Origin of the sequence: Paenibacillus sp. W4I10, from assembly GCF_030816325.1 — a bacterium.
Taxonomy (GTDB): domain Bacteria; phylum Bacillota; class Bacilli; order Paenibacillales; family Paenibacillaceae; genus Paenibacillus; species Paenibacillus amylolyticus_B.
On the sequence record NZ_JAUSXX010000001.1, the window covers coordinates 995,966 to 1,015,133 of the forward strand.

A 19,168-nucleotide genomic window follows, 5' to 3' on the forward strand; every position below is an offset into this window, starting at 1 on the left:
AGGATGGTTAAGGAGGAACTCCTCAATGAATGAAAAGTTTACAGCCTTCCCGGAGAATTTTCTCTGGGGTGGAGCAACCGCAGCGAATCAATTGGAAGGTGCTTATCTGGAAGGTGGCAAAGGTTTAACAACGGTAGATCTGATTCCGATTGGTGCCAATCGATGGAATATTGCTCTGGGTAACCTGGATTCGTATGAGCCAAAGGCAGAGGAATTCTATCCTTCACATGAAGCCATTGACTTCTATCATCGATATAAGGAAGATATTGCGTTATTTGCAGAAATGGGATTCAAGTGCCTTAGACTTTCTATAGCCTGGGCACGGATTTTCCCTAATGGTGATGAAGCGGAGCCAAACGAAGCAGGTTTACAATTTTATGATGATGTCTTTGATGAGTTATTAAAATACAACATTGAACCTGTGGTAACGATCTGCCATTTCGATGTACCTGTACATCTGGTCGAGACTTACGGCGGTTGGAAGAATCGTAAGATGATTGGTTTCTTTGAGAAATATGCGACGACGCTATTTAATAGATACAAGAATAAAGTGAAATACTGGATGACGTTTAATGAGATCAACATGTTGCTGCATCTCCCGTACATTGGAGCGGGTATTGTTCTTCAGGATGGTGAAAACAAAGATCAGGTCCTGTATCAGGCAGCACATCATGAATTGGTAGCGAGTGCACTTGCTGTGAAGGCCTGTCACGAGATCATTCCGGGTGCTCAGATTGGTTGTATGTTGGCCGCTGGAATGGTGTATCCATACAGCTCTAACCCGGATGACGTGTGGAAGGCTATGGAGAAAGATCGTGAATCGTTCTTCTTCATCGACGTACAATCGAAGGGAGCATATCCGGGTTATACCAAAAGATTTTTCAGAGAAAATGACATTTGGATTGACATGCAACCGGAAGATGCAGATATATTGATGCAGAACACGGTCGACTATATCGGTTTTAGTTATTACGCAAGCCGGTGCACCAGTACGGACCCTGAGATTTTGAAAGATTCGACAGAAGGTAATGTATTTGGTTCGGTGAAGAACCCTTATCTGCAAGCTTCCGAGTGGGGATGGACCATTGATCCCAAAGGACTTCGAATTACGCTTAATCAGCTTCATGACCGCTATGGCAAACCTTTGTTTATCGTAGAAAATGGACTTGGCGCAACCGATGTGTTGTTAGACAATGACTCCGTTGAAGATGACTATCGCATCGAATATTTGAATAGTCATTTTGCCGAGATGGCTGAAGCGATTCAAGATGGTGTCGAGCTGATAGGTTACACAAGCTGGGGACCGATTGACCTGGTCAGTGCGGGTACCGGAGAGATGAAGAAACGTTATGGCTATATCTATGTAGACCGAAATAATGATGGTACGGGCACACTTCGCAGAGTGAAAAAGAAGAGTTTTCACTGGTACAAAGATGTCATTGCAAGTAATGGCGCACAATATTTCTGATACAAGGTGTTCGATGCTATAGAATAAACAAAGAGCAGTCTCGTTATAACGGGATTGCTCTTTGTTTATAAAGGGATGAATTTGACTCAATGTGTAGATATTGGATATAATATTTGAATGTAGATAATCTTGTCATTTCAGAAGGGGGAGTATCCAATCATGAAGAAAAAATCACTTGCGTTTATATCTTCGGGATATGGTTACTCTACTGCTGTCTTTTTCTAGAATCTATTCCAAGGGAGAGGTCTGCCCATAATCGGAAGAAAACTAGAAAATAACGCAGAAAAATCTTAAGAATGACGAGGTAATCAAAATGAAAATTGAAAAAATCACCAGAAAAAATCCAGCGAATATGCCAGCTCCTGTAGGACAATACACGCATATTACAAGAATTCCGAGGAACGCAGAGCTATTCGTAACTTCGGGTCAAATTGGAGCAGATGCAAGCGGACTCTTTCCGGACAGTCTGAATGAGCAAGTTACTAATACATTTATTAATATCAAAACAGTGCTCGAATCTGAGTGTTTAGAGGCTGAACATATTATCAAAGTGAACGTATGGGCAACCGAGAAAATCGATTGGGATTATTTATATGCCGAATGGGGACAATTATTTAATACGAATTATCCTGCAATGACGATTGGATATATTACGGAGTTAGGTCTGCCAGAGATTAAAATTGAAATAGAGCTTTGGGCGGCAAAAGTTTAACAACGAATACTTTTTAAGCAAAAGAAGGAGCATCTTATATACAGATGCCCCTTCTTTTTTTATTCGTGAAAATAGATGATATGCCTTTGTGCAATCTTGAGCGATAGTCAGTGTATTATGGCACCTGTAAGCTCCGATAGGCATTCAATCGTCCATACGTCCAGTAGACTCCGGAGCCGGATACTGGATCAGAAGCAAAGCATAGTGCATCCCGAATCTGGGCATTGGTTTTACCTTGTGCAGCGAGAAGTGCGGCTACTCCAGCCACATGTGGTGCTGCCATGGATGTTCCACTTAGGTAGGCATAGGAACCACCCAGATAGGTGGATAGGATGGTATCTCCTGGTGCAGCCATATCGACCCACGAACCATAGTTGGAGAAATTGGATTTGAGATCGGAAGGATTGGTTGAAGCGACAGCAATGACGTTGGGATACGATGCGGGTACGATCGGGAATGTAGTGTTGTCGTTGCCGGCTGCAGCAATAATTACGGCTCCACGATCCCAGGCATACTGCACGGCAGCTTGGAGGAAAGCGTCTCCCATCGGACCACCAAGGCTCAGGTTAACAACCTGTACACCGTTATTGGCAGCATAGACAAGCCCGTTACCGACATTACCTACCGTTCCTTGCCCGTTGTTATCCAGTACCCGGAGCGGAACGATGGATGCGAGTGGTGCAGCGCCTGCGATACCTACACCATTGTTGGTAACGGAGGCAGCGATCCCGGCTACATGGGTGCCGTGACCGTTCCCGTCTTCAGGGATATTATCATAATCAACATAATCGTAACCGGGGAGAAGCTTGGAAGCCAATTCTGGGTGGTTTAGCTGTACACCGGTGTCGATAATGGCGATTTTAACAGAGCTGTTACTTTGAGTGATGTCCCATGCAGCGGGTGCATTGATTTTGGACAGGTTATACTGGTAAGGAAAGAACGGATCATTAGGGGTGAAGGATGCCTCAACAAGGTAATTCGGCTCTGCATGTTCAATAAGCTCATGATCTTTGTAATGTTTCAGCATTCGGTGCATTTTTTTGCGGGATTCCACACGGTACCAACCCAAATCCTCGTATGTCTCAGCGACTTTACATCTCCCTTTTTTGTGAAGGGTGTGCATTTCATCCTCGGTTGTACCTTCCTTGAATTTGACTAAGAGCTGCTTGGGGGCATGAGGGTGAAACTTACTCTCGGCACGTTGGTCCAGATAACGATACACGAACACGATTATTGATAGCAAAATGAAACCAAAAACACCTAACCATAACCACATGAGCGTTTCTCCCTCCAATATGGATTGTGACACGCCTTATCGTATGCGAACTCTATCAGACTGCGTGGGCACTTTTTCAATTTGGTTAGTAGTGTAGATAGATTGATAGGAAGGGATAAATTCGGTAAGATGATATGAAGAGAGCCACTTTGGCATGAACAAGATTTAAGGAAGGGCCGAGAGGTAACTCCTAATACAGAGGATAAGGAATGTGGATTTATTGACACAACTTCAGAGTATACCGACAGTCACACCAGTTCAGACACACCATATTCATGATGCCATTGATTTTGCCATGCGTGTACGCAGAGAAGTGTTTCCGATGATGGATCATACGAAATTGCCTGTGGACTTCGAGCAGTTCAGAGAACATTATCTGGACTCCGATGGATCGATCTTTCTTGTTGCAATGATGGGGGATGCTGGGATCGTCGGTTCTATTGGGATATTACCATATGATGGACGTATCGAAGCTGTGGAAGGTCGATATGCAGCCCAATCGGCTGCCGAAATAGTAAAATGTTATGTAGATCCCGCGTATCGTAGGTTCGGCATTGGTTCGATGTTAATGAACGAACTGGAGAACGTGGTAAAGGATATGCACTATACGACGCTGTATTTGCATACACATCGCTTCTTGCCAGGAGCCGTAGATTTCTGGAAACGCCAAGGGTTTACGGTTATTGCTGAGCAGGATGATGACTGGCAAACCGTACATATGGACAAGTTGGCATGTAAGTAACCATTGGAAACGGACAAACCTAAAACCTTGTGCTATAACAAGTTCCAACAAATAGTGAAATTTGCATTGTGATGGATGGTATAGGGATACGAGATACATGATGGGGGCATAAGCAGATGCAAGAAACGAAGCAGAAAATTGTTTTTATTGATATTGATGGCACATTGGTCGACGATGATGGAAGCATTCCGTTGTCAGCACAGAAGGCTTGTAAACAGGCCAGAGAGAACGGACATCTGCTCTATTTATGTACAGGCCGATCCAAAGCAGAAATTTATGATTCCATCTGGAATGTCGGATTCGATGGTCTGATTGGTGCAGGTGGGGGTTATGTGGAGTTTGGCAAGGATGTGTTATATCACAAAAGGGTAACAGCGGAAGATGTTCGACATATGGTCGATTTCTTTAATGAAAATGGCATTGACTTCTACCTTGAATCCAATTCGGCATTGTACGCGAGTAGCAATCTTCAACCTCACCTGGAACGCCGTATCTATGGCGATGTGGAGAATGACCCTGTAGCCAGAGAGAAGAAGGAGCTGAAACCGCACCCGTTTATTGCCGGATTGACGTATGGAGAGGCTAACCTGTACAAGGATGATGTGAACAAAGTATGTTTCTTGGAGAGCTCAGTCATCCCGTTTGAGCGGATCAAGCAAGAGTTTGAAGGGAAATTCGAAGTCATTCAGTGCACTGTGCCGATCTTTGGTGAAGGAAGTGGTGAACTGATGATCCCTGGCATTCACAAAGCCATTGCGATCGCCGATCTGCTGAAGCATCTAGGCATGTCCCAAGAAGATACATTTGCCATCGGTGATGGCATGAATGATGCCGAGATGTTGGAATTTTGTAACATCGGAATTGCCATGGGTAATGCAAAGCCAGGTCTGAAAGCCATTGCAGATGATATTACTGGAACAGTCGAGGAAGATGGATTGTATCATAGTTTTGTGAAGTATGGATTGATCACTTGATAAAGTAATGAGACAATCTGGAAAACGGGTAATACGTACACCCTTTGTCCCAAACCTTATTTTAGATCCTGCATATATTATTGCAGGGTCTTTTTTTGGTTTAAACAGATCAATTTTATTTTTTTACAAAAGGGTTCTAATCAAACCATAATATCTAAGTGGAAGAGAGAATCGAAATGGCCATTTTGTCAACCGACCTATTGAGAATAATGCTGTCAGTGATGTACGGCCAACACAACAAGTTACAGTTAAAATCGATAACAGGAATTCTCTGGAGGAATCCGTTTCTCTTAGGATAAGCAGAATCGTGAGTCTTGAATGATCAGATCAGAATGGAACAGGCATCTCCTCAATGGAGGTGTCTATTTGCATAGTACTCAGACTCCAGACAAGATCCAGTAAAGAATAACACTAAATGTTCCAACACAGAGGCCAACAAGGATCCCAAAAAGAACCACGAATTTTTTTCCGTTCATAGAAATAGATGACCCTCCTTTTGACTTTATTATTGCATAACTCCTAATGAAAGTTTATTATAAATTTTGCAAACAAGGAATTTATTGGTTTTCGGTTGTCGAAGTGCATGAAATATAAAGTTGATACATGGAGGATGCTGGATGAGTAATGTAGCTCTGTTGTTTCCTGGACAAGGTTCTCAGATGGTTGGGATGGGTAGAGACTTTTGGAATAACTTCGATGTGGCTAAGAAGTTATTTGAAGAAGCCAGTGATGCCATTTCTTTCGATTTGAGAAAGTTATGTTTTGAAGGTAGCATGGCTGATTTGACAATGACAATGAATGCTCAGCCTGCACTTTTGACTGTTAGTGTCATTGCTTATCAAGTTTATATGCAAGAAATAGGGATGGAACCCGTTTATTTGGCTGGGCATAGTTTGGGAGAATATTCGGCTTTGGTATGCGCTGGTGTTCTATCTTTTCGTGACGCTATTAAACTTGTGAGACAACGAGGGATTATTATGCACAATGCAGACCCGGATCAGAAAGGTACCATGGCCGCCATTTCAGGTATTCATTTTGATACACTTCAAAACATATGCGAACAAGTTTCCACGATCGAGCGTCCTGCTTGTGTGGCTTGTATGAACGCTGACCAGCAGTTTGTCATTTCGGGACATCGGCACTCTATACGAGAAATTATTAAAAGGACAGAAGCCCTGAGAGCGAAACATTCTTATATCAATGTAAGTGGTCCCTATCATTCTCCCATGATGCAAACCGCCGCAGAACAATTCAAAGTTGAATTGGATCAATATCAATATGCCCATGCAATATACCCAATTATTTCCAATGTTACAGCAGCACCCTATGAGTCTGATCGATCTGTCGTTGATTATTTAAACATGCAAATGACGATGCCTGTAAGATGGTCAGAGTCTATGCTCTATCTGGTTGCAAATGGGGTTACTGAAGTTTTAGAGTTGGGTTCTAAACATGTGTTAGTTAGTCTTATGAGTAAAATAACGAAGCGTATTGTACCTTACTCGCTAAGTCAGCCTTCCGATTTACTAATGCTTACAAATACACAAGAAAGGAAAAATAAACGAATAACGATTCGTAAAAAGTTATTATCAGAACTAATAGTAACCGCACTCATTTCACGGAATTATAACCCAGATTCGATATCATACACCCAAACGGTTGAGCCATTATTTCACCAATTACAACGGGCAAAGGAACAAGTAAACAACAATGAATATGAACTTAGTGAAGAAGAGATAAATGATGCTCTACAGGTATGTCATTCCATTATTATAGCAAAAAAAATTCCATTCGATGGAACCGCGTTGATTGATGCAATCTAGTACCCGATCTGTTCTTTTGCAAGATCTATATTACAGCGACAGACTGCCTTTTTAAAGGTAGTCTTTTTGTCCTTTAATGCATCTAAACTTGTTGAAGCTTCAGATATTTGGTAATAAATATGTCAATAACTCACGAATCAATCTCTATTTTTTACCATATAGTAACAATAAATTGATTGATTTTACATATATTTCTATGGTAAAATTTGCTTGAAAATATGTGTAAATAATTAGATAAGCATGTTAGAGATGATTCATTTGGAGGAGAGATATGTATACTAATCAGTTTCAAACATTAGTGGATGTTATCCGCGACAGAGGTAAAATAACGGACCGCGGTATTCGTTTTATCGATGCGGACAAACGTGAAACTTTTATATCTTATCATCAATTATTTATTGAGGCACAAGGGTATTTAGGTTATCTACAAGCCATCGGAATTAAACCTAAACAAGAGATTATTTTTCAGATTCAAGAAAACAAACGGTTTTTAGTAGCATTCTGGGCTTGTATACTCGGTGGAATGATCCCTATCCCTGTAAGTATTGGTGAAGATGAAGAACAAAACTTGAAAGTATGCCGTATTTGGAATTTGCTAAATAACCCTTTCATGATTGCATCTGAGAAGGTGCTGGATAAAATGAAGAGATTTGTTTTGGAACATGACATGTTTGATTTCCATCATCAATTAGAAGTCAGAACGGATCTGATCCAAGACACCATATATCATTATGAATCTATTAATAATATAGTTGCACCTCAGTCTGATGACTTGGCATTTATTCAATTCTCTTCTGGATCAACCGGGGATCCGAAAGGCGTTATGCTCACCCATAGAAACCTGATTTATAATACTTGTGCTGCTATTAATGGCACACAAATTAGTTCAAACGATAGTTTTCTCTCCTGGATGCCCCTTACCCATGATATGGGTTTGATTGGATTTCATCTCGTACCCCTCGTGGCAGGAATTCATCAGTACTTGCTCCCAACGGAATTATTTATTCGAAAACCGATTCTATGGATGAAAAAAGTAAATGAACACAAAGCAACCATACTGTCTTCCCCTAACTTTGGTTATAAATACTTCCTGAATTTCTTTCGCGAAGATAAAGCGGAGGGATGGGATCTGTCATCTGTCAGAGTCATCTATAATGGGGCGGAACCTATATTACCCGAAGTGTGTGATGAATTCCTAAATGTATTGTCAGCATATCACTTAAAGAAAACAGCCATGTTTACCGTATATGGATTAGCAGAGGCCTCTGTTGCCGTCTCCTTTCCCAAGGTAGAAGAAGAATTTACTGCGGTGTACGTTCACCGGGATCATCTGAACTTAGGGGAGCGTGTCATCGAAGTCGAGAAACATGCTCAACATGTGGCATCATTTGTTGCCGTTGGCGAAGCAATTGATTATTGCCATCTTAGAATTTGCGATGAGGAAATGAACAGTGTTCCCGATTTGGTTATTGGAAAAATTCAAATCAAGGGGGATAACGTCACCCAAGGTTATTATAATAATTCACTAGCAACGGAGAAGTTATTAACGCACGACGGATGGGTGAATACAGGAGATCTGGGTTTCATCATGAACGGAAAACTGGTTGTAACAGGGCGGGAAAAAGACATTATCTTTATCAATGGTAAAAATGTATATCCCCATGACATTGAACGTGTCGCCATCCAATTAGATGATATTGAACTCGGAAGAGTTGCTGCTTGTGGTGTGTATGATTCGAATAGTCAAAGTGAAGAAATTATTTTGTTTGTCGTGTACAAAAAAAAGATCGAACACTTCCTGCCTCATGTTAAAGAAATCAAAAGACACCTATATAAACATGGGGGATGGAGTGTCAAAGAGGTACTGCCCATCAAAAAATTACCCAAAACAACAAGTGGGAAAATCCAACGGTATCAGTTAGCCAAGCAGTATGAAGCAGGCAAATTCTCAACAGAATCCGCTTTCATCCATGACTGGATCAAGAATGACAATGACAAGGCAAAAGGAAAGGCTGCTGTTTCGGTTCGAGTCATAGAACGTGAATTAACTTCACTATTTTCTGAAGTACTGGTTGGGAAAAAGGTTGACCTTGAGGATAGCTATTTTGATATGGGTGCAACTTCATTACAGCTGGCCCAAATCGCTGAACGTATAGAACAAAAATATGGAGAAGAACTTGCTGTTACGGACCTCTTTACCTATTCCTCGATAACTGAATTGGCAGCATATCTGTCCAGAGGCTACAGCGAGACCGTGAAAGTCAACCAAACTCAAGAGGATCATACTCCATCCAAAGATATTGCTATTATCGGTATGTCTTTGAATCTCCCTGGTGCATCAAATGCAAGCGAGTTTTGGCGTGTTTTGGAAAATGGAACACATAACATTCGGGACTACCCTGAAAGTAGGATAAAAGACGCAGCGGATTATATACAATCCATGCGAAGTGAAATGAGCGAAATTCAATGGATCAAGGGTGGTTACTTGGATCAAATTGATCAATTCGACTACTCTTTCTTTAGCATAACCCCAAAAACCGCTCAATTTATGGACCCGAATCAAAGGATGTTCTTGCAAACGGCATGGCATACGATTGAAGACGCTGGGTATGCAGGGGAAGGAATCAATGGAAGAAATGTGGGCGTGTACGTGGGGTATTCCAAAGTTGGATATGATTACGAACGGCTGGTGACGGCGAATTACCCCGCAGAACTCAAAAATTATATCATTGGAAATTTACCATCTGTACTGGCGAGCAGGATTGCATATTTCTTGAATTTAAAGGGCCCGGCCTTAACGATTGATACCGCTTGCTCCTCCTCACTTGTTGCTGTTCACATGGCATGTAAAGGATTGCTCGCTGGAGATTGTGAAATGGCAATCGCAGGAGGCATTCGAACGGCATTATTACCAATAAGTATCGGACTGGATATGGAATCTCCAGATGCATTGACCAGAACATTTAGCGAAGATGCCAATGGCACGGGATTTGGCGAAGGTGTTGGGTCGGTCATGTTGAAGCCAATGCAGCAAGCGATTAAGGACGGGGATCATATCTATGGTGTGATTAAGGGAAGTGCGATTAATCAGGATGGCAAGACGGTAGGAATCACAGCACCTAACCCGGAGTCACAAACCAATGTGATCGAACAGGCATGGAAAGAAGCCGGCATTTCTCCTGATACGCTTAACTTTATTGAAGCACATGGAACAGGGACAAAATTAGGTGATCCGGTTGAGTTCAATGCTTTGCGTAAAGCTTTTGAGAAATATACGGATCGGAAACAATTTTGTGCAATCGGATCTGCCAAAGCTAACATTGGACATGGCTTTGAAGCGGCGGGGATCGCTGGATTAATTAAATCTATTCTTATGTTTCAACAGAGAAAGATTCCACCATTGGTTCATTTTGACAAGCCTAATCCCCTGCTTAAGTTTGAAGCTTCACCTTTTTATGTGAATCAGGAATTAATGGCTTTTGGTGAAGAAGAGGGTTCATTACGATGCGGGGTTAGTTCTTTTGGTTTCAGTGGTACCAATGCACATGTGGTTCTCGAAGAATATGTTCCTTCCAAAACAGTAGATAAAAGCATATCCCAAGAGCCTAATCTATTTGTTCTGTCTGCTGCCACGGAACGGACGCTGGATGAATTGGTCAGAACGTATCAAGAATATCTAACCGATCACACGGATGTTTCCATTCAACAAATCTGTTATACAGCCAGTACGGGAAGGGCTAATCTGGATTATCGGCTTGCCATCGTAGTCACGAGTACACAAGAATTACATGAAAAATTGCAACGAATTGCAAACGGAGAGGGTAAACTGCCAAATGTTTATTTTGGTTATGCCAAAAAAGACAAGACGCTTGTTACCGATCATCTGTATGCTCAGGGCAAGGTAGAATCTTTAAATGAACTCGGTCAGTTATTTACACTGGGGGCAGTGATTGATTGGGAAAGGTTTTATAATCATGAAGTCATTCGGAAAATTCCATTACCTTTATACCCATTTGAGCAGAAGCGGTGTTGGATTGAAGTCAAACATCAGATACCAGCGGGACATAGGTCAGAGAGGAATGAGGTTCAAATGGAGATGAATACAAACGATATTGAATTAAAGATTAAAACAAGCATCAGTCGTGCATCTGGTTTGAAGTTGGAAGAGCTGGATCATCAAGCTCATTTTCTCCAAATGGGATTGGATTCCATCATTCTTGTGCAAATTCAGAAGGAGATCTCAGAGCTGTTCCGTTTAGATATCCCGATGGAAATGTTTTTTGAAACCCTTACAAATATTAATTCCTTAGTTAAATATGTGTCAGAGAATAAAAAGCATAATAATGTATCTGAAAATATAAACAATCAAACAGTTCAGGAGCATACTGAACAACGAAATCTGGCATCTGTGAACAATATAAACACGGCAAAATCATCAGGGAATGTATCGGAACAAATTGTGATGTCTGCCATTCAGCTCATGGAGTCCCAATTAAAAAGTTTGAATGTGTTGTTAGGCGAGCAAATGAATGCTGTTCAATCGCCTCTTTTGGAGATGAAACATAATGAAACCAAACCAACCAAAGAGAGCCAACCCAATTCGGAATCAAAGGAAGCCAAACCTTTTATACCGTATCAATCGTTGAAGATTCATGAAGAGAGCGGATTATCACCGCTTCAGAACCAGTATGTTGAACAATTTATAGCCAAGTATACCGCAAGAACCAAAGGCTCAAAATTAAAAACAGGCCAAACACGTTTGGTTCATGCGAATAATCGCAATGTATCCGGATTTCGTTCGTATTGGAAGGAAATGGTGTATCCCATCATTTCAACGCGTGCAGAGGGATCTAAGTTATGGGATCTGGATGGGAACGAGTATTTGGATCTGACGATGGGATTTGGTGTAAATCTATTTGGTCATAATCCAGCATTTATTCAAAATGTAATAGCAGACAGCCTCCAGGAACAGTTGCCGCCATTGGGCCCTATGTCAGACTTGGCAGGAGATGTCGCAGCTAAAATTTCCGAGCTAACGGGTGTAGAGCGTGTCGCATTTTATAATTCAGGAACAGAAGCTGTTATGGTGGCACTTCGTTTAGCGAGGGCAGCAACAGGGCGTACCAAAGTTGTATTATTTTCAGGATCTTACCACGGTACACATGACGGCGTGTTGGGTGTAGCGAATCCTGGGGATGCTTTATCGTCTGCGCTGCCTATGGCTCCTGGTATTGTAAATAGCGCTATGGAAGATTTGATTATTCTTAACTATAACCATCCGCAATCCCTGGATATGATTCAGAACCTGGGTGATAAATTGGCTGCTGTGCTTGTAGAGCCGGTGCAAAGTCGAAGACCTGATATGCAGCCAACACAATTCTTACGGGAACTTAGAGAGATCACGAAACAGTTTGGCATTGCACTTATTTTCGATGAGGTCATCACTGGATTCAGAATTGGATTGGGTGGAGCGCAGGATTGGTTTGGCGTTCAAGCAGATTTGGTTACGTATGGGAAAGTGGTCGGTGGCGGGCTGCCTATTGGCATAGTCGCCGGTAAAGCTGAATTTATGAATCCGGTAGATGGTGGAACCTGGAATTTTGGTGATGATTCTTACCCTTCCGATGCAGATAAGAAAACGTTTGTTGGTGGAACCTTCTGTACACACCCTCTTACGATGAGAGTGACGTTAACGGTACTGCAGTATCTTCAATCTGAAGCAGAAACTTTATATAAGGAATTAAATGAAAAAACAGATTATCTTGTAAAAGAATTAAATGCGTTTTTCAAAACAGCGAATGTACCGATGCAAATGGTGAACTATGGATCCTTATTTCGATTTATTTCATTTGGGGATATGGAATTATTCTTCTACCATTTAATTTATAAAGGTTTATATATTTGGGAAGGCCGTAACTGTTTTATATCGACCGTGCATTCCATGGGTGACATGGATACGATAATTAGAATCGTGAAAGAGACGATCCATGAACTACGCGAGTGGGGGGTTATCCTTGGTGAATCGCCTGTCTCGGAATATCCGCTCTCTTTAGAGCAACAACAATTGTTATTAACTTCGTTACATGGGGAAGATGCAAATGCTGCATTAAATCAGAGTGTTATTTTAAAAATGACAGGTGGAATAAAGCCTTCCACACTGGATCAGGCCGTGAATCAGATCGCACAGCGTCACGAAGCCCTGAGAACAGTCATTTATGCCGATCGTGAAACACAACAAATCAGATCCGTAATGGAATTTCAGTGCACATGGTTGGATTTCTCAGCATATGTGGGTGAGGATCAAGAACGGGAAATTTCCAATTGGTTATCTGCCGATGCAAATGAAGCCTTCGATTTACAGTCTGGGGAACCTTTATTTAGAATCACCTTGCTTAAACAGACAGCGGATCAATACCTTATGGTGCTGACATTTCATCATATTGTTGCAGATGGCTGGTCGATTGCTGTATTCATTCAAGAGTTGGAACATATCTATTCTTCTCTGGTCCGAGGAGTTCCGGTTCAATTACCTGAAGCCACTCCATTCCGTGAGTATTTAAGATGGCAACGACTTGAACATGAAAAAGGCTCATTTACCGAAGGAGTCCAGTTCTGGAAAGAACAATTTTCCTTATCCTATCCCAACATTACACTTCCAACGGCACCGTCTGATGATGTGCCCAAGGGATATGACGGTGAACGATATTCCATCAAGCTGGATCATCAATTAACAGAGTCTTTGCGAACGTTAAGCATCAATAATAAGAGCAGTTTGTTTGTAACGATGTTTGCAGCGTTTCATTTATATTTGCATCAACTAACAGGGCACTCTCACCTTGTCATCGGCGTGCCTACAGCGGGTCAGTCTCATATGCGAAAAAATGCGCTGATTGGCAACTGTGTCAACATTGTACCTGTTCATCATGCCTTGTTAACGAAGCAATCCATTGTAGAGCATGTTCTTCAGCTCAAGGAAACGCTGGCTCTTGTCATGAAGCATCAGCATGTTCCATTGACCCTCGTATCCGAACAGCTTGCTCCTATGACTGCACCGGATACCCGGATTTTATTCAATATGGACAGAACGATTCATCATCTTCAATTTGAAAATATCAAGACTGAATTCATGTCGTATCCGATCAAACATATTTCTTACGATTTGTTTCTTAATATTACGGATGTTAGCCATGAATTGTACCTGGATTTTGATTACAATACCAAGCTTATTGGACCTGAGATGATGAAATTGTGGTCTGAAGGATTTAAGGGTTTGCTGCAAAAAATGGTGAGTCATCCAGAGGCTGAAATTTCGTCTTTGACGTTGTTCTCATCCGAGCAACAGGACCAATTACAGGAAATATATAATCATTTTGTTACGGAGCGTCTTCCTCACGTTAATCATGCAGCCATGTTCGAGCCTCCAGTCAATGACGTGGAGAAAAAGCTGACTTTGATCTGGGAGGACGTATTATCCCTCGATCAAGTGGGGAGACATGATCACTTTTTTGATCTCGGAGGAAACTCGCTCAAGGCGACAGTAATGCTTTCCAAGGTACATGAGCAGCTTAATCATAAAATTTCAATCGTTCAATTTTTCAATAATCAACGTCTGAAGGAGCTAGCGAGTCTGATTACAGGCGAGAACGAGGAAACATTCATTCCGATTAAGGCATTGGACGTCAAGGAATTCTATGAGACGTCATCTGCACAACAACGGATCTACTTTTTGGATCAATTTGAGCCGAATAGTGTGTTTCAGAACATGTGCGGCCATATCACGGTCACAGGAAATATCGATGAAGCTAAACTAATTTCGTCATTGGAACAAATCGTGCACCGTCACGAAGCTTTTCGCACCAGTTTCCATCTGATGGATGGAGAGCTTTACCAGCGTATTGCTCCAACGATTGATTTTGAAGTGCAACGATCTCAGGAAAGCTCTGCTTCATTCGAACAACATGTTATGACGTTTGCAAAACCATTTGATTGCTCCAAAGCGCCGTTAATACGTGCCGAATTCATTCGTATAGACGATGATCATGCAGAGATCCTCATTGAGATGCATCATATTATATCGGACGGATATTCCGTTGGCATTCTTGCGAATGAACTGATTGATGTGTATGACGGAAGAAACATGTCGGACATTGAGGTTGAATACAAAGACTTTGCAGCTTGGCAGAAAGAATTTCTGGCAGGAGAGTCTTATAAGCAGCAAGAAAAATATTGGCTGGATCAATTCAAAGGAGAACTCCCGAACCTTAATCTGCCTACTGATTTTGTTCGGACACCTCATTTGACTTCGGCAGGTTCAAGACTGTCATTTGTGTTGGACGCACACTTGAAGCAGTCGCTGGAGAAGCTTGCGAAACAAACGGGAACTACGATGTTTATGGTGTTATTGGCAGCGTATAATGTGCTGCTTCATCGATACACAGCACAAGAAGACATGATTGTAGGTACGCCAACATCAGGAAGAAATCATCCGGATGTCGAGAATATGATAGGTGTCTTTATCCAGACGGTAGCGATTCGATCACAGCCGGTGGGGAATAAGTCGTTTCGATCCTATCTCGAGGAAATTAAAAAACAATCCCTGGATGCATTGGATAACCAGGACTATCTTTTTGACAACCTTGTAGAGAATTTAAACACACATCGGGATACAACCGGGACAGCACTTTTCAATACGATGTATATCTTCTTAAATACCGCGTTGAATCAACGGCAAGAACAGGATTGCAGCTTTAAAGTTAGAGAATTAAATGTCGGTGTATCGTTATATGACCTGATGTTCATCGTTGAGGATGATAACGAGTGTCTGGAAATGCACTTTAATTACAAGACGGAGCTGTTTGAACGGGATACCATCGACAGAATGAAAACACATCTGTTCAACATCCTCAGAGACATTATGGTCGAACCTGATATTGCCTTGTCCGATATTCAAATGCTGTCTGAACGTGAGCAGAACGTTCTTTTATATGACTTTAATGAACCCAACATAGAATATTCCCGTGATCAGACCATTCAGGAATTATTTGAAGCACAGGTGGAGCGGACACCCGATCAATTAGCCGTTGCTTTTGGAGATGAGCAATGGACGTATCGTCAACTGAACGAACGGGCGAATCAATTGGCATATACGCTTAGAGCTGAGGGAGTGCAGCAGGATCAATTTGTAGGTATTCTGACAGATCGTTCGATTGATATGATCGTTGGCATCTTTGGCATTCTAAAAGCAGGCGGGGCGTATGTACCGATTGATCCGGATTCTCCTGAAGAGCGTATCCGCTATATCCTGCATGATTCGGGGGCAACGTTGTTAGTCACGCAAAAGCATTTGAAGCAGTTGGTATCGTTTAATGGAAAAATGATTGATTTGGACGATAAAGAAACCTATGCAGCTAATCTGTCGAATCTGGAACCAGCGGGGAATTCCGAGCAGTTGGCTTATGTGATCTATACTTCAGGCACAACAGGCATGCCAAAAGGTGTGATGATCGAACATCGTCAGGTTCATCACTTGGTTAAAGCGTTGTACAGTCAAGTTATAGATGATCAGCATAGTGGTTTGCATGTCGCTTTACTTGCGCCTTACTATTTCGATGCATCTGTGAAGCAGATTTTTGGCGCACTGCTGTCAGGACATGCCTTGTTTATTGTAGACAAGGACACAGTACTGGATGGACAAGATTTAATGAATTATTATCAGCACCACCAAATTGATTTGACGGACGGAACACCTGCACACCTGAAATTACTTTCGAAGGCAAAAAACGTTCAAGGCATATCGCTAAAATATATGCTCATTGGCGGTGAAGCTCTTTCTCAGCAAAGTGTAAATGAAATCACATCATTATTTGCTCTCAATCATATAACGCCTCCAGCCATAATTAATGTGTACGGTCCAACAGAATGTTGTGTGGATGTTGCGACATACCGTGTACTTCCAGAACACCTGGATACAGCGAATCAACGAGCTCACCTACCGATTGGTCGAACATTAGGAAATAATCGCCTGTATGTATTGAACAAACATGGCAAAGTTCAGCCTGTAGGCGTCATAGGGGAATTATGTATCTCTGGCGATGGGGTGGGTAGAGGATACTTGAATTTACCTGAGCTGACAGCAGAAAAATTTGTACGTGATCCGTTTGTTCAGGGAGAGACAATGTACAAAACGGGAGATTTGGTGAGATGGCTTCCCGATGGCCATATCGAGTATTTGGGAAGAATGGATCACCAAATTAAGATTCGCGGATATCGGATCGAAGTAGGAGAAGTCGAAGCAGCGCTGTTAGATCTAGAGTGTGTGGAAGAAGTTATCGTCATTGCACATGAGGATGATCACGGGGACAAATCGTTATGTGCATACTTTACAGCGGATTCCACGCTGACGGTGGGAGAGTTAAAACAAAGCCTCTCTAAGGTGTTGCCGAATTACATGGTTCCAGCCTACTTTATACACTTGGATCACATGCCTCTGACATCAAACGGGAAAATCGATCGCAAATCGCTTCCGAGTCCAGAAGAAAACATACAAACGGGAAGTGAATATATAGAACCCCAAACTGGGGTGGAAAAACAGTTGCTGCCTATTTGGCAGGATGTGCTTGCCGTGAAAAAAATCAGTGTAAAAGACAGTTTTTTTGATGTAGGAGGCAACTCTTTACGTGCGACCAAGCTGGCCGCCATAATCAATCAAAAGCTGAATATCCGCATATCGGTAAGAAACGTCTTTGAATGGCAGACCATTGAACAGATGGCTCAATCTATTGAACAAATGGAACAGGATGTAGTAGTGTCCATTCCTCAAGTAGAGGAAAAAGAGTATTATCCTATTTCTTCGGCGCAAATGAGAATGTACATTATGAGCATCAAAGCTGGCAAGGAACTCATGTACAACATGTCAGGTATGTTTATGCTGGAAGGATCGCTTGATCGGATCCGATTGGAAGAAGCATTCCAACAATTGATTCATCGTCATGAATCGCTTCGGACCTCATTCAAAGTCATACACGGAGAACCGAAACAGATCGTATACCCTAAAGTGAACTTTGGAATTGAATTGATCGAGTCAACGGAAGAAGAGATCGAAGATCGCATTGAACAGTTTGTTCGCACATTTGATCTCGGGCAAGCACCTCTTATGAGGGTGGGACTTATTGAACTTCAGCAGGAGCGTCATGTATTGCTGGTAGATCTCCACCATATCATTGCAGACGGACTATCCGTGCATCTTCTGATGACTGAACTTAGCCAGTTCTATAAGGGAGAGGAGCTATCTCCTCTTCGAATTCAGTATAAGGACTATGCTGAATGGCAGCGAATGCAACTTCATAGTGAGCGGATGAAAAAGCAGGAGAAGTATTGGCTTACTGTGTTTGATGAGAGTATCCCGCTATTGGATCTGCCAACAGACTACGCAAGACCTGAAACGCTAAGCTATGCGGGAGATGTATTGGACATTGTTTTGCAAGAAGACATCCTTCCAGGCTTAAGGAACATGGAAGTACGGACAGGAACAACGTTATATATGATTCTATTAGCCGCCTATACGATTCTATTATCTAAATACAGCGGGCAAGAAGATATCATTGTAGGCGCGCCGATTGCAGGCAGGACACATGCTGAGCTTGAACCGGTCATGGGGATGTTCGTGAATACACTGGCTATTCGAAATTATCCTGCCGCGGATAAAACTTTTACGGAGTATCTGCTGGAAGTCAAAGAAAATATGTTGAACGCATATGAGAATCAGGATTATCCGTTTGAAGAACTGATTGAGAAAGTGAATGTAACCAAAGATGCTCGGCGGAATCCGTTGTTTGACACCATGTTTGTATTGCAGAATACAGATGCCTCAGAGATTCAGATGGATGGGGTAACCTGTAAGCCTTATGCTCCAAATACGAGAGTATCCAAATTCGATTTAACGTTGTATGTTACCGAATTGCAACACAAGTTAGAAGTGGCCTTTGAATACAGTACGATTTTATTTGAGAAAACAACGATTGAAGCGATGTCACAAAATCTGTTGGTCATATTAACAACCATTGCCAACGACCCTCATATTGAAATCAAGAAGATTCAATTGGTTGAAGAATTAATAGATGGGGATACGCTGGCTGATCTAATTGAAGTAGATTTCTAAAATAACCTAAAAATAT

Annotated in this window: 7 protein-coding genes; 6 read left to right on the top strand and 1 reads right to left on the bottom strand. The window is 41.9% G+C overall.

The genetic code is table 11. The annotated features are described in order from the left end of the window. The first annotated feature begins 25 nt into the window (after positions 1-25). Positions 26-1,468, top strand: coding sequence for a 6-phospho-beta-glucosidase (locus QF049_RS04545; protein ID WP_307535163.1), 1,443 nt, complete (start codon positions 26-28; stop codon positions 1,466-1,468). Positions 1,469-1,781: 313 nt separating this feature from the next. Continuing rightward, positions 1,782-2,180 carry a RidA family protein gene (locus QF049_RS04550; RefSeq protein WP_307535166.1) on the top strand — a complete coding sequence of 133 codons (399 nt, stop codon included), beginning with the start codon at positions 1,782-1,784 and terminating at the stop codon, positions 2,178-2,180. A 115-nt stretch (positions 2,181-2,295) separates the two neighbouring features. On the opposite strand, the gene QF049_RS04555 is transcribed toward QF049_RS04550, so the two are convergent. Beyond that, positions 2,296-3,456 carry a S8 family peptidase gene (locus QF049_RS04555; protein WP_307535168.1) on the bottom strand — a complete coding sequence of 387 codons (1,161 nt, stop codon included), beginning with the start codon at positions 3,454-3,456 and terminating at the stop codon, positions 2,296-2,298. A gap of 211 nt (positions 3,457-3,667) precedes the next feature. Between QF049_RS04555 and QF049_RS04560 the strand changes: the two genes are divergently transcribed. The 4 genes from QF049_RS04560 to QF049_RS04575 all read left to right on the top strand — a co-directional run bounded on the left by QF049_RS04560 (position 3,668) and on the right by QF049_RS04575 (position 19,152). Beyond that, positions 3,668-4,198, top strand: a complete 531-nt coding sequence (locus tag QF049_RS04560) for a GNAT family N-acetyltransferase (RefSeq protein ID WP_307535170.1) — start codon at positions 3,668-3,670, stop codon at positions 4,196-4,198. A 116-nt stretch (positions 4,199-4,314) separates the two neighbouring features. Continuing rightward, positions 4,315-5,172, top strand: a complete 858-nt coding sequence (locus QF049_RS04565; RefSeq protein ID WP_307535173.1) for a Cof-type HAD-IIB family hydrolase — start codon at positions 4,315-4,317, stop codon at positions 5,170-5,172. A 617-nt stretch (positions 5,173-5,789) separates the two neighbouring features. Beyond that, positions 5,790-6,995 (top strand): ACP S-malonyltransferase, encoded by a 1,206-nt coding sequence (gene fabD / locus QF049_RS04570; RefSeq protein ID WP_307535175.1) that lies wholly within the window; start codon positions 5,790-5,792, stop codon positions 6,993-6,995. A gap of 271 nt (positions 6,996-7,266) precedes the next feature. Beyond that, positions 7,267-19,152 (top strand): non-ribosomal peptide synthetase, encoded by an 11,886-nt coding sequence (locus QF049_RS04575; protein ID WP_307535177.1) that lies wholly within the window; start codon positions 7,267-7,269, stop codon positions 19,150-19,152. Positions 19,153-19,168: the final 16 nt, after the last annotated feature.

Coding starts and splice junctions, on each gene's coding strand:
- fabD (WP_307535175.1), top strand. CDS start 5,790: ATGAGTAATGTAGCTCTGTTGTTTCCTGGACAAGGTTCTCAGATGGTT.
- QF049_RS04555 (WP_307535168.1), bottom strand. CDS start 3,456: ATGTGGTTATGGTTAGGTGTTTTTGGTTTCATTTTGCTATCAATAATC.
- QF049_RS04575 (WP_307535177.1), top strand. CDS start 7,267: ATGTATACTAATCAGTTTCAAACATTAGTGGATGTTATCCGCGACAGA.
- QF049_RS04550 (WP_307535166.1), top strand. CDS start 1,782: ATGAAAATTGAAAAAATCACCAGAAAAAATCCAGCGAATATGCCAGCT.
- QF049_RS04565 (WP_307535173.1), top strand. CDS start 4,315: ATGCAAGAAACGAAGCAGAAAATTGTTTTTATTGATATTGATGGCACA.
- QF049_RS04545 (WP_307535163.1), top strand. CDS start 26: ATGAATGAAAAGTTTACAGCCTTCCCGGAGAATTTTCTCTGGGGTGGA.